Here is a 12,555-nt window from a genome sequence, read left to right as displayed (position 1 = left end):
GCAGCGCCGGCCGTGCGGCCGAGCCCGTGCCGACCTGGCCGCGGGCAGCGCCCGCGCCGAGCCGGCCGCCGGAGGGAGCGCCGCTGGGAGCGGAGCCGGGACCGCCGCCGAGACCGGGACGGCCGCCGGGAGCGGAGCCGGCGCCGCGGCCGCCGAGACCGGCGGGAGCGCCGGGACCCTGCGGAACGCCGCCCTGGCCGCCCGCGCCGGGCTTGGACGGGACCTTCTTGGCGCCGCCCGCGACGTCGACGGGCAGCATGACCAGCGCGGTCGTGCCGCCGGAGTCGGAGGGGCGCAGCTGGATGCGGATGCCGTGTCGCAGGGACAGCCGGCCGACCACGAACAGACCCATGCGGCGCGAGACCGAGACGTCCACGGTGGGCGGCGACGCGAGCCGCTCGTTGATCGCGGCGAGGTCCTCGGGGGAGAGGCCGATGCCGGTGTCGTGGATCTCGACGAGCACACGCCCGTCGGGCAGCGCGTGACCGGTGACGCGGACCTTGGTCTGCGGCGAGGAGAACGACGTGGCGTTCTCCAGCAGCTCGGCCAGCAGGTGCACGAGGTCGTTGACCACGCGGCCGGCGACCTCGGTCGTCGGCACGGAGGCCAGCTCGATGCGCTCGTACTGCTCCACCTCGGAGGCTGCGGCGCGCAGGACGTCGACCAGCGGGACCGGACGGGTCCAGCGGCGGCCCGGCTCCTCGCCGGCGAGGACGAGGAGGTTCTCGCCGTTCCGGCGCATACGGGTCGCGAGGTGGTCCAGCTTGAAGAGGGAGGACAGCTGGTCCGGGTCGGCCTCGCGGGACTCCAGCTCGGAGATGAGCGAGAGCTGACGCTGGATAAGACCCTGGGAGCGGCGCGAGAGGTTGGTGAACATCGCGTTGACGTTGCCTCGCAGGAGGGCCTGCTCGGCGGCGAGTCGTACGGCCTCGCGGTGCACGTCGTCGAAGGCCGCGGCCACCTGGCCGATCTCGTCCCGGGAGTGCACGCCGACGGACTCGACGGAGGTGTCGACGTCCTGCGGGTCGGACTCGGACAGCTGCTTGACCAGCTCGGGCAGTCGGTCCTGGGCGACCTTGGTGGCCGTGTCCTGGAGCCTGCGCAGCGAGCGGATCATGGACCGGGCCACGACGAACGCGCCGACGAGGGAGACGCCGAGGACCAGGAGGATCAGCGCGGCGCTGATGATCGCCTCGCGCTGGGACTGCTCGCGCAGCTCACGGGCCTTGCTCTCCATCTCGCCCAGCAGCGTGGCCTCGATGGTCTTCATGGCGTTGATGCGGACCGAGTAGTCGTCGGTCCAGTCCAGGTGCGAGCGCACCGGCTTGAGCTTGTCCAGGCCGCCCTTGTTGTCCAGGACGCGCTTGGCGTACAGCTCGGACGCCGTAATGGTGGGGTTGCCGTTGTCCAGCGTGGCGGTCAGCTCGTCGGCGTTGCCGCCGGAGGACTCGTAGACCGACTTGAAGGCCTTGAGCTCGGTGTCGCCGTTCTCCATGGCGGCCTTGCCGTAGAGACGGTCGTTCTCCGTGAGGCCGGGGACCTTGTCGTCGTCGCCGCCGGGCAGGGCCGCGGCGATGACGGCGCGCTGGATGGACGCGTACTCCTTGGCGGAGGAGAAGGCCGCCAGGGCGCGCGTCCGCTTGATCATCTCGGGGTTGCTGGTCGCCTGGGCCATGTCCTGGGAGAGGCTCAGCAGCGACTCGATGAGCCGGCTGTAGCTCTCCACGGTCATGGAGTTCGGGACGTCCTTGTCGTACGCCGCGTCCCGGATCCTGTTGAGCCCGTTGACCTGGACGGCGATCTGGTTCGCGTTGGCGCGGATGGCCTCGAGCGCGTCGTCGTCGTCCGTGTTGGAGATGTCGCGGGTGGCCTCGAGGAAGGACTTCCGCGCCCGGTCGGTCGCCGAGCGGGGGCCCGCGACCTTGAAGTCCGTGGCGCTGGTGCCGTTGGCCAGCGGACCCGCCGACAGGTCGCGCTCCGACTGGAGCGCCTGCGCCAGCTCGGTCGCTTCCTTGGTCATCTTGGTCAGCAGCTGCATGTGGTCCAGCTGCTTCATGTCGTCCATGGACTCGTTGATGCGCAGCCCGCCCAGCGTGGTCGCCGCGACCACGGGGAGGGTGAGCAGGGAGACCAGACGCGTGCTGATGCGCCAGTTGCGCAGGGCTATTCGCGACCCGGTGTCCGTGGGTCCCTTGCCCTTCGTCCCCTTCGGCTTCGACGAGCCCTTGGGCCCGTCGCCCGACGGGGCGGCGCCGGGGCGTGCGGCACGGTCGCCGCTGTCGCCGGGCGCTGCCGGTTCTGACTTGTGGGTGTGCTGGGCGTGCTGGGGCGAGGAGCCGCGGTCGGTCCCGCCGCGCGGCTCCTGTTCCGCCGCAGCGCTGCCATCCCTCTTGAAACGTCCCTGCACTAGCGTCGCAACCTCTGGACCAGGCGTCCCTCCGCTTGCACGGCGAGACGGTGTCGGCGTCGTGGGGCATCGAATCTGGCCCCATGGTGGTCGTGAGTGACCGGCGCTTCTCCCCCTTCTCCGCCGCTGCCCGGCGCTGCGTTGCGCCCTCTGCGCGCCGGTCCGAAACCCGCGGCGGTGCGTGGAATTCCAGCACAGTGCAGGATCTCCAACAAGGGCCGCGTACCGGGCTGTGACCTGGGTGACACGGTGTGAGCGTTAGGTCACAAGACGTAGAAACAGTTAGCGGAGGAAACGGACTTTTGCCTACGAGTCGATGAGGGGTGGGGGGTGTCCCAGTCGACATGATCAGGAGCGGAATAAGACCTTCAGTGACGCAATGTCCGTTTCAGTAACAGTGATCCGCAGTCCGTATTGCCGGAATTGTTAGGCACGTCGTGAGCAAACTCACACGTAGATCGTTGAGTCTTCCGCGCTTTCTGAGGGAAACGGATGTTTAGCCTGGCGCTTTACAGGGATGGGAAATCCGTCAACCGGCGTCCGGCAGGGCGCCCGCACCCGGACAAGGTCTGAACAAACAGATGAAGACGACGACGATGTTCCGCAACATAGCCAACCCCCGGCGCACGACGCTGGCGCATCTCAAGGACGCCGACGAGCTGCAGACGCCGGAGCAGCCGGAACACTCGCTCGATCTCCCCGCCCAGACGGCCAACCCCCGCCGCACGGTCCTCATGGACAGCCCCGTCCAGTAGCGCGCCCGCACCGCGCGGTCCGGGGCCCCCTCCCGCGTTAGCCTGGAGCGTCAGACTCCAGCCAGCAGTACAAGCAGTAGAAGAGGGGCACCCGCATCCCGTGCGCATCGCCAGGTTCTCCATCGACGGCAATGTCGCGTTCGGCGCGGTCGAGGGCGACGCCGTCCCCGGCAACGAAGCGTCGCTCGTCCTCGACATCATCAAGGGCATCCCGTTCGCCGAGTTCGAGCTCTCCGGCGTCAAGGTCCCGCTGAGCAAGGTCCGCCTGCTGCCGCCCGTGCTCCCCAACAAGGTCGTGGCCTTCGGCCGCAACTACGCGGAGCACGCGGCGGAGCTGGGCAACGAGGCGCCGGACGAGCCGTTCGCCTTCTTCAAGCCCTCCACCTCGGTGGTCGGCCACGGCGACCCGATCGCCTACCCCTCCTTCTCCCAGGAGGTGCACCACGAGGCGGAGCTCGCCGTGGTCATCGGGCGTATGTGCCGGGAGGTCCCGCGCGAGCGCGTGAAGGACGTGATCCTCGGCTACACCTGCGCCAACGACGTCACCGCGCGCGACGTGCAGAAGCGCGAGAAGCAGTGGGCCAGGGCCAAGGGCTTCGACAGCGCCTGCCCGCTCGGCCCCTGGGTGGAGACCGACCTCGACCCCAGCGACCTGGCGATCCAGTGCACGGTCAACGGCGAGCAGCGCCAGCTCGGCAGCACCAGCCAGATGATCCACTCCATCGAGGACCTGATCGTCAACATCTCCGAGGCCATGACGCTGCTCCCGGGCGACGTGATCCTCACGGGCACCCCCGCCGGGGTCGGCCCCCTCAACGTCGGCGACGAGGTCGCCGTCACCATCCAAGGCATCGGCACTCTCACCAACAAGGTGATCAAGCGTGGCTAACCCCAACTCCTCCAAGTTCTCCGCTCCGCTCGGACAGGGGGTGCCCCCACGCGTACGTTTCTGTCCCTCGCCGACCGGCAACCCCCATGTGGGCCTGGTCCGCACCGCCCTGTTCAACTGGGCCTTCGCCCGGCACCACGGCGGCGCCATGGTCTTCCGCATCGAGGACACCGACGCGGCCCGCGACTCCGAGGAGTCCTACGACCAGCTGCTCGACTCGATGCGCTGGCTGGGCCTGGACTGGGACGAGGGCCCCGAGGTCGGCGGCCCGCACGCGCCCTACCGGCAGTCGCAGCGGATGGACATCTATAAGGACGTCGCCGAGAAGCTGCTGGCCGGCGGGCACGCCTACCGCTGCTACTGCACCGCGCTGGAGCTCGAGGCCCGCCGCGACGCCGCCCGCGCGGCCGGCAGGCCCTCGGGCTACGACGGCACGTGCCGCGACCTGACCGCCGAGCAGAAGGCGGCGTTCGAGGCAGACGGCCGCGAGTCGATCGTCCGCTTCAAGATGCCCGACGAGCCGATCGTCTTCACCGACCTGGTCCGCGGCGAGCTGACCTTCACCCCGGACAACGTCCCGGACTACGGCATCGTGCGCGCCAACGGCGCCCCGCTGTACACCCTGGTCAACCCGGTCGACGACGCCCTGATGGAGATCACCCACGTCCTGCGCGGCGAGGACCTGCTCTCCTCCACCCCCCGCCAGATCGCGCTCTACAAGGCGCTGATCGAGCTGGGCGTCGCCAAGGAGATCCCGGCCTTCGGCCACCTCCCGTACGTCATGGGCGAGGGCAACAAGAAGCTCTCCAAGCGCGACCCGCAGGCGTCCCTCAACCTGTACCGGGAGCGGGGATTCCTCCGCGAGGGCCTGCTGAACTACCTCTCCCTCCTCGGCTGGTCCTTCTCCGCGGACCAGGACGTCTTCTCGGTGGAGGAGCTCGTCGAGAAGTTCGACGTCGCCGACGTCAACGCGAACCCGGCCCGCTTCGACCTGAAGAAGGCCGAGGCGATCAACGCGGACCACATCCGCCGGCTCGACGTGAAGACGTTCACCGTGGCGTGCGACCCCTGGCTGCGCGCCCCGCACGCCAACTGGGCGCCCGAGGAGTTCGACCAGGCGGCCTGGGAGGCCATCGCCCCGCACGCCCAGACCCGGCTGACGGTCCTGTCCGACATCACCGCCAACGTGGACTTCCTCTTCCGCGGCGAGCCGGTCGAGGACGAGGCGTCCTGGGCCAAGGCGATGAAGGAGGGCCCCGAGAAGTCGGCCGCGCTGCTGCGCACGGCCCGCGCCAAGCTGGAGGCGGCCGACTGGTCCAGCCCCGAGTCCCTGAAGGACGCGGTCCTGGCGGCGGGCGAGGAGCACGGCCTCAAGCTGGGCAAGGCGCAGGCCCCGGTCCGCGTCGCGGTCACCGGCCGCACGGTGGGCCTGCCGCTCTTCGAGTCGCTGGAGATCCTGGGCAAGGACAAGACGCTCGCCCGCATCGACGCGGCGCTGGCGAAGCTGACGGCCTGACCCCTGGCTGCCGAACCCGGGGCGCCGGCGGAGTCGACGCCCTAGGCTTGGATCATGGCCATCCGCGCGGTCCTGTGGGACATCGACGACACGATCTTCGACTACGCCACCGCCGACCGCGCCGGCATGCAGCTGCACCTCGAGGCCGAGGGCCTGGTGGACGGACACGACTCCGTCGACCAGGCCCTCGCGCGTTGGCGGGAGATCACCGCCGAGCAGTGGGCCCGATTCTCCGCGGGCGAGACCGACTGGCCGGGCCAGCGCCGCGACCGGGTGCGCGCCTTCACCGGTCTCGAGCTCTCCGACGCCGAGTCCGACGCCTGGTTCGACCGGTACATCGTTCACTACGAGTCCGCCTGGTCGCTCTTCCCGGACGCCGTCCCCACCCTGGACCTGCTCGCCGGCGGCTACCGCCAGGCCGTCCTGTCCAACTCCTACCTGCCCAACCAGGACCGCAAGCTGCGGATCCTCGGCGTCCGCGACCGGTTCGAGACGGTTCTGTGCGCCGCCGAGCTGGGCGTCGCCAAGCCCGCGGCGGAGGCCTTCCACGCCGCCTGCGCGGAGCTGGGGCTGCCTCCCGAGGAGGTGGCGTACGTCGGCGACCAGCCGGACATCGACGCGGCGGGCGCCGTCGCCGCCGGACTGGCCGGCATCTGGCTGGACCGCGGCGAGCTCGGCGGCCGCCCCGACCTGGTCCGCATCACCGGGCTGGACCAGCTCCCCGGCCTGCTGCGCGGCGATACCCGTTTTGGAGCGCCGGACACCTTCAGGTAATGTTCTTCCTGCGCCGCCCGAGAGGGCCGAAAGGTCCGGCCGGGAAGCGTAAACCCGAACAAGGCCCCCCTCAGGGGGTTGAGTTTTGGTGGCCTATGGTGTAATTGGCAGCACGACTGATTCTGGTTCAGTTAGTCTAGGTTCGAGTCCTGGTAGGCCAGCTCGCAGAGCTCATCTGCAAAGCCCCCGTTGTGTAGCGGCCTAGCACGCTGCCCTCTCAAGGCAGTAGCGCCGGTTCGAATCCGGTCGGGGGTACAGATCCTTCCCGCGTGATCGATTGGGTCGCACCCATTGATCACGATGCAGGATCGCTAGGGCCCCCGTTGTGTAGCGGCCTAGCACGCCGCCCTCTCAAGGCGGTAGCGCCGGTTCGAATCCGGTCGGGGGTACTGGTCTAGACCAATGGGCTATGGTGTAATTGGCAACACTACGGTTTCTGGTACCGTCATTCTAGGTTCGAGTCCTGGTAGCCCAGCTCGCGGAGCTCATCCGCAAGGCCCCCGTTGTGTAGCGGCCTAGCACGCCGCCCTCTCAAGGCGGTAGCGCCGGTTCGAATCCGGTCGGGGGTACAAACGAAAGAGGCCCTTCGCTTCATGCGGAGGGCCTCTTTCGCGTTCGCCGCCTTCCTCCTACGGCTGTTGCGGCGGGATACTCCGCCCATGGACGCTGCCGGCGCGGAACCCCTCGTACGAACCGCGGAGTTACGCATCAGCCGCGTCCGCCGCCCGCCCGGGCTCAGGATCGAAGGCGTGGTGGACGTCCACACCCACCGCCATCTGCGCACCGCGCTGGACGTGATCGCGGACGACGAGGGCGACGTCCAACTCGACCTGTCCCGGCTGGAGTTCCTCGACCTCGGCGGACTGCGCATGCTGATCGCCTTCGCCCGCACCCGAGTTGCGGGCAGCCATGTGGAGCTCGCCGGCCTCGCCCCGCATCTGCGCAACGTCATCGCGCTGGTCGGCTGGGACGCCACCCCCGGCCTCAAGCTGGGGGGCGAGCGTGTCAACTGACCGCGCCCGCGGCCCCGTCGGCTTCGTCCACCAGGCGTGTCTGTACGAGGACGACGACGAATTCCTGGCGATGGCCGTGCCCTTCGCGCAGGAGGGACTCGCCCGTGGCGAGCCCGTCCTGGCCGCGACCACTCCCGCCAACATCCAGCTCCTCAAGGACGCGCTCGGGGAGACGGCGCACGCACTCGACACGGCGGACACCTCCTACTTCGGCCGCCGCCCGGTGGACCGGGTCTCCGCCTTCCTGAGATACGCCGAGCGCGCCCGCCCCGCCGGAGGGACCGTGCGGATGATCGCCGAGCCGGTGTGGGCGGGGAAGTGCGCCCGGCAGCGGGCCGAGTGGAAGCGGATGGAGTCCGGCCTCAACGTGCTGCTCGCGCGCATGGACGCCCGGATGATCTGTCCGTACGACACCCGGACCGTGCCCGCGGACGTGGTCGAGGCGGCCTGGGCCACCCACCCCGGCCATGTGGTGGGCGATCTCGTGCTGCCCTGCGGGACGTACACCGAGCCCGCCGCCTACGCCGCGGCCGCCGAGCGCCCGCTGCCGCCGCCGCCCGCCGGGGCCGCGCTGCTGGCGCCGCCGACGGGGCTGGCCGCGCTCCGGCGCTTCGCGCGGGTGCGGGCCGAGACGGCGGGCCTGGCCGGTCAGGAGGCCGCGTCGGCCGAGACCGCCGCCAACGAGGCGCTGACCTGGCTTCTGTCGCTCGGCGCGGCCGACGCGGAGATCCGGGTCTGGGAGGAGCCGGGGGCGCTGCTGTGGGACCTGCTGGCCACGGAGGGCGGCGCGGCGGCGCCCGGGCCCTTCGCGGGGTACGTGCCTCCGGGGCCGGCGGCAGGGCCGGACGACGGGCTCTGGCTGGTGCGCAGCCTGTGCGAGTCGGTGGAGCTCCGCGCCGAGGCCGGCGGCCGCCTGAGGCTGCGGCTGCGCTGCTCGGGGCCGCGCACGCTGCTGTGGCCCTGAGGGGCGGGCCCCGGGAGCGCTGGGGGCGTGCGGCGCCCGAGAGCACGTCCGGCCGGCCGCTGCGGCGTTGAAGCGGCCGGCCGGACGTGGTCGATGAGGGTCAGCCGGTGCGGCGCAGCGCCTCGCTCAGGCGGCCCGCCGCGTCGATGACGGCCTGGGCGTGCATCCGGCCCGGGTGGCGGGTCAGGCGCTCGATCGGTCCGGAGACCGAGACGGCGGCGACCACGCGGTTGGACGGGCCGCGCACCGGCGCGGAGACCGAGGCCACGCCCGGCTCGCGCTCGCCGATCGACTGGGCCCAGCCCCGGCGCCGTACGCCCGAGAGCGCGGTCGCGGTGAAACGGGCGCCCTGGAGGCCCCGGTGCAGGCGCTCCGGCTCCTCCCAGGCCATCAGGATCTGCGCGGACGAGCCGGCCTTCATGGTCAGCGTGGAGCCGACCGGCACGGTGTCCCGGAGTCCGGACAGCCGCTCCGCGGCCGCCACGCAGATCCGCATGTCTCCCTGCCGGCGGTAGAGCTGCGCGCTCTCGCCGGTCACATCGCGCAGATGCGTGAGCACCGGCCCGGCCGTGGCCAGCAGGCGGTCCTCGCCTGCGGCCGCGGCGAGCTCGGCCAGCCGCGGGCCCAGGATGAACCGGCCCTGCATGTCCCTCGCCACCATCCGGTGGTGTTCCAGTGCCACGGCGAGCCGGTGTGCCGTGGGTCGTGCGAGCCCGGTCGCCGCGACCAGCCCGGCGAGGGTGGCCGGACCGGACTCCAGTGCGCTCAATACCAGAGCTGCCTTGTCGAGAACGCCGACGCCGCTAGAGTTGTCCATGCAACGATACTCACGTCTCACACTGTGAAACGCAAGTTCAATTTTCCTGGGAACTTGTCACGCTGTAGTTGCGGCCCGCGAAACCAAGGGGTTCGCAGCAGACGCCTGCGGCGGGGGGCACGGGCGTAGGCACACAGATCTCTAGGAGCGCCGGCTCATGAAGCCGGCCGGAGGGAAAGCGATGGGTAGGACACTCGCGGAGAAGGTCTGGGACGACCATGTCGTCCGGCGCGCCGAGGGCGAGCCCGACCTCCTCTTCATCGATCTGCACCTGCTGCACGAGGTGACCAGCCCCCAGGCCTTCGACGGGCTCCGTCTGGGCGGCCGCCAGGTGCGGCGCCTCGACCTGACCATCGCCACCGAGGACCACAACACCCCCACCCTGGACATCGACAAGCCGATCGCGGACCCGGTCTCCCGAGCCCAGTTGGAGACGCTGCGCAAGAACTGCGCGGACTTCGGCGTACGCCTGCACCCGCTGGGCGACGTCGAGCAGGGCGTCGTCCACGTCGTCGGCCCCCAGCTGGGCCTGACCCAGCCGGGCACCACCGTGGTCTGCGGCGACTCGCACACCTCCACGCACGGCGCCTTCGGCGCGCTGGCCTTCGGCATCGGAACCTCCCAGGTCGAGCATGTGCTGGCCACCCAGACGCTGCCGCTGGCCCGCCCCAAGACCATGGCGATCACGGTCGAGGGCGAGCTGCCCGACGCCGTCACCGCCAAGGACCTCATCCTGGCGATCATCGCCCGGATCGGTACCGGCGGCGGCCAGGGCTACATCCTGGAGTACCGCGGCTCCGCCATCGAGAAGCTCTCGATGGAAGCCCGGATGACCATCTGCAACATGTCGATCGAGGCCGGCGCCCGGGCGGGGATGATCGCCCCCGACCAGACCACCTTCGACTATCTGCAGGGCCGCGACCACGCCCCCGTCGGCGAGGACTGGGACGCCGCCGTCGCGTACTGGAAGACGCTGCGCACCGACGACGACGCCGTCTTCGACGCCGAGGTCTTCATCGACGCCGCCGAGCTGTCCCCGTTCGTCACCTGGGGCACCAACCCCGGCCAGGGCGCGCCCTTGTCGGCGAACGTCCCCGACCCGGCTTCGTACGAGGACGCTTCGGAGCGGCACGCCGCCGAAAAGGCCCTGGAGTACATGGGGTTGACCGCCGGACAGCCGCTGCGCGCGATCGATGTCGACACCGTCTTCGTAGGCTCGTGCACCAACGGCCGTATCGAGGACCTGCGGTCGGCCGCCTCGATCCTGGACGGCCGCAAAGTCGCCGACGGCGTACGGATGCTGGTCGTCCCGGGCTCCGTGCGGGTCGCGCTGCAGGCCGTCGAGGAGGGTCTGGACAAGGTCTTCACCGCCGCCGGCGCCGAATGGCGGCATGCGGGCTGCTCGATGTGTCTGGGCATGAACCCCGACCAACTGGCCCCTGGCGAGCGTTCCGCCTCCACCTCCAACCGCAACTTCGAGGGGCGGCAGGGCAAGGGCGGACGCACCCATCTGGTCTCGCCCCAGGTCGCCGCGGCCACCGCCGTACTGGGCCATCTGGCCTCGCCCGCCGACCTGTCCGACGCCCCGGCCGTCCCCGCCCCCTCCGGAGTCTGAGCAACCATGGAAGCCTTCACCACACACACCGGCCGGGCCGTCCCGCTGCGCCGCAGCAACGTCGACACCGACCAGATCATCCCGGCCCACTGGCTGAAGAAGGTCACCCGCGACGGCTTCGAGGACGGGCTCTTCGAGGCCTGGCGCAAGGACCCCGAGTTCGTGCTCAACCGCCCGGAGCGCCAGGGCGCCTCGGTGCTGGTCGCCGGGCCCGACTTCGGCACCGGCTCCTCGCGCGAGCACGCCGTCTGGGCCCTGCAGAACTACGGCTTCAAGGCCGTCGTCTCGTCCCGCTTCGCCGACATCTTCCGCGGCAACTCGCTCAAGAACGGTCTGCTGACCGTGGTTCTCGACCAGAAGGTCGTCGACGCCCTCTGGGAGCTGACCGAGGCCGACCCCACGGCCGACGTCACCGTGGACTTGGAGAAGCGACAGGTTCTGGCCGAAGGAATCACGGCTGACTTCGACCTTGACGAGAACGCCCGCTGGAGGCTCCTGAACGGGCTGGACGACATCAGCCTCACCCTTCAGAACGAAGCCGACATCGCGGCTTACGAGGCGTCCAGGCCAGCCCACAAACCTCGCACAATTCAGGCCTGAGCAGCGCTTTTACCCAACTGCGCCCCCCACCGAGCGGTGGGGGGCGCAGTCGCTTGTTGAGACCCCGTCGGGCGACAACTCGCCCCAGATGGCACAATCGGTGCATGGAACGCGACAGCCAACTCGAGCTCTACGAGGCAGTCGCCGCCCAGCTGAAGGAAGCGCACGCAAGAGTGCGCGCACTGCAAGTCCCGGAGGGCGTAAGGATGGCGCTGTCCCGGAAGCTGCTGGTCGTCACGGCAGCCGCGAAGCACGATCTCCCGGATGCGGCAAGGCGTCTGGACCGCTTGATGAAGGACCTCGACGAGGGCCGATTCCCTGAAGGCGACTGACACCCGGACTCCGCGAACGTCGACGCAAGCCGACTTCGTTGCGGCACTAGGGTGATTAGCCCGTTTCGTGTTTGATTTGCGGTATATATCTGCCTAACGTGCGAAAAAGCCAGGACGCATTCGTTCCGGCCAATGTCTCCGAAGGGGAAGACGTGAACAAGGCGCAGCTCGTAGAAGCGATTGCCGACAAGGTCGGGGGCCGCCAGCAGGCCGCTGACGCCGTCGACGCGGTACTTGACGCGATCGTCCGCGCGGTCGTCGGCGGAGACCGGGTCTCGGTCACTGGCTTCGGCTCGTTCGAGAAGGTCGACCGCCCGGCCCGCTACGCCCGCAACCCGCAGACGGGTGAGCGCGTACGGGTCAAGAAGACGTCCGTGCCCCGCTTCCGTGCGGGTCAGGGCTTCAAGGACCTGGTGAGCGGCTCGAAGAAGCTCCCCAGGGGTGGCGAGGTCGCCGTCAAGAAGGCCCCCAAGGGCAGCCTTTCGGGTGGGGCGCCCACCCGTACGACCGCCAAGGCCGCGGCGAAGAAGGCCACCGCCAAGAAGGCCACCGCGAAGAAGACGGTCGCGAAGAAGACGGTCGCCAAGAAGGCCGCGACCAAGAAGACCGCGGCGAAGAAGACCACCACGGCCAAGAAGACGACGGCCAAGAAGGCCGCCACGACGAAGACCGCGGCCAAGAAGGCCACGGCCAAGAAGACCGCCCCCGCCAAGAAGGCCACGGCCAAGAAGACCGCCCCCGCCAAGAAGACGACGGCGCGCAAGACCACCGCCAAGAAGACCGTCGCTCGGAAGAAGTAAGCGGCGAAAGCGGCAAGGGCCACTCACGCGTCGGGCCGGACTCCCCTCGGGGAGCCCGGCCCGCGGCGCGTTC

General features: G+C 70.1%; 12 protein-coding genes and 5 tRNA genes. 15 read left to right on the top strand and 2 right to left on the bottom strand.

Annotation, left to right across the window (positions count from 1 at the left end; translation table 11 throughout):
- A partial coding sequence (locus AB0M39_RS33020; protein WP_365370293.1) for a nitrate- and nitrite sensing domain-containing protein occupies window positions 1-2,407 on the bottom strand: 2,407 nt, incomplete at its 3' end.
- Between the two features lie 581 nt (window positions 2,408-2,988).
- Between AB0M39_RS33020 and AB0M39_RS33015 the strand changes: the two genes are divergently transcribed.
- The 11 genes from AB0M39_RS33015 (at window position 2,989) to AB0M39_RS32965 (ending at window position 8,318) form a co-directional block, all read left to right on the top strand.
- Window positions 2,989-3,162 carry a hypothetical protein gene (locus tag AB0M39_RS33015; RefSeq protein ID WP_365370291.1) on the top strand — a complete coding sequence of 58 codons (174 nt, stop codon included), beginning with the start codon at window positions 2,989-2,991 and terminating at the stop codon, window positions 3,160-3,162.
- 100 nt (window positions 3,163-3,262) lie between these two features.
- Window positions 3,263-4,051: a fumarylacetoacetate hydrolase family protein gene (locus tag AB0M39_RS33010; RefSeq protein ID WP_365370289.1), complete on the top strand. Its 789-nt coding sequence runs from the start codon at window positions 3,263-3,265 to the stop codon at window positions 4,049-4,051.
- On the top strand, window positions 4,044-5,567 hold the full coding sequence (gltX, locus tag AB0M39_RS33005; protein WP_365370287.1) for a glutamate--tRNA ligase: 1,524 nt from the start codon (window positions 4,044-4,046) through the stop codon (window positions 5,565-5,567). Before AB0M39_RS33010 ends, gltX begins: the two co-directional genes overlap by 8 nt.
- A 54-nt stretch (window positions 5,568-5,621) precedes the next feature.
- Window positions 5,622-6,341 carry an HAD family hydrolase gene (locus AB0M39_RS33000; RefSeq protein WP_365370285.1) on the top strand — a complete coding sequence of 240 codons (720 nt, stop codon included), beginning with the start codon at window positions 5,622-5,624 and terminating at the stop codon, window positions 6,339-6,341.
- 89 nt (window positions 6,342-6,430) lie between these two features.
- A tRNA-Gln gene (locus AB0M39_RS32995) sits at window positions 6,431-6,502 on the top strand.
- A gap of 21 nt (window positions 6,503-6,523) precedes the next feature.
- A tRNA-Glu gene (locus AB0M39_RS32990) sits at window positions 6,524-6,596 on the top strand.
- 61 nt (window positions 6,597-6,657) lie between these two features.
- Window positions 6,658-6,730, top strand: a tRNA-Glu gene (locus AB0M39_RS32985).
- A gap of 14 nt (window positions 6,731-6,744) precedes the next feature.
- Window positions 6,745-6,816 (top strand) — tRNA-Gln (locus AB0M39_RS32980).
- A gap of 21 nt (window positions 6,817-6,837) precedes the next feature.
- Window positions 6,838-6,910 (top strand) — tRNA-Glu (locus tag AB0M39_RS32975).
- A 90-nt stretch (window positions 6,911-7,000) separates the two neighbouring features.
- Window positions 7,001-7,354 carry an STAS domain-containing protein gene (locus AB0M39_RS32970; RefSeq protein WP_365370283.1) on the top strand — a complete coding sequence of 118 codons (354 nt, stop codon included), beginning with the start codon at window positions 7,001-7,003 and terminating at the stop codon, window positions 7,352-7,354.
- On the top strand, window positions 7,344-8,318 hold the full coding sequence (locus AB0M39_RS32965) for an MEDS domain-containing protein (RefSeq protein WP_365370281.1): 975 nt from the start codon (window positions 7,344-7,346) through the stop codon (window positions 8,316-8,318). The genes AB0M39_RS32970 and AB0M39_RS32965 overlap by 11 nt, the downstream gene beginning before the upstream one ends.
- 100 nt (window positions 8,319-8,418) lie before the next feature.
- On the opposite strand, the gene ndgR is transcribed toward AB0M39_RS32965, so the two are convergent.
- Window positions 8,419-9,135, bottom strand: a complete 717-nt coding sequence (gene ndgR, locus AB0M39_RS32960; RefSeq protein WP_010984119.1) for an IclR family transcriptional regulator NdgR — start codon at window positions 9,133-9,135, stop codon at window positions 8,419-8,421.
- Window positions 9,136-9,316: 181 nt separating this feature from the next.
- On the opposite strand from ndgR, the gene leuC reads away from it, so the two are divergent.
- From leuC to AB0M39_RS32940, 4 genes are all read left to right on the top strand, one after another.
- Window positions 9,317-10,750: a 3-isopropylmalate dehydratase large subunit gene (leuC, locus tag AB0M39_RS32955; RefSeq protein WP_365370279.1), complete on the top strand. Its 1,434-nt coding sequence runs from the start codon at window positions 9,317-9,319 to the stop codon at window positions 10,748-10,750.
- 6 nt (window positions 10,751-10,756) lie between these two features.
- A complete protein-coding gene (leuD, locus tag AB0M39_RS32950; RefSeq protein ID WP_365370277.1) occupies window positions 10,757-11,350 on the top strand; it encodes a 3-isopropylmalate dehydratase small subunit in 594 nt (197 codons plus the stop codon).
- Window positions 11,351-11,454: 104 nt separating this feature from the next.
- The gene (locus AB0M39_RS32945) at window positions 11,455-11,682 is read left to right on the top strand and encodes a hypothetical protein (protein WP_365370275.1); all 228 of its coding nucleotides are present in this window, start codon (window positions 11,455-11,457) and stop codon (window positions 11,680-11,682) included.
- A gap of 152 nt (window positions 11,683-11,834) precedes the next feature.
- Window positions 11,835-12,482 (top strand): HU family DNA-binding protein, encoded by a 648-nt coding sequence (locus AB0M39_RS32940; protein WP_365370273.1) that lies wholly within the window; start codon window positions 11,835-11,837, stop codon window positions 12,480-12,482.
- The last annotated feature ends 73 nt before the right edge of the window (window positions 12,483-12,555 follow it).

This window comes from Streptomyces sp. NPDC051907 (assembly GCF_040681075.1).
Taxonomy (GTDB): Bacteria; Actinomycetota; Actinomycetes; order Streptomycetales; family Streptomycetaceae; genus Streptomyces.
Note: the sequence above shows the minus strand (reverse complement) of the source record. Positions and strands in the feature narration are given on the sequence as shown.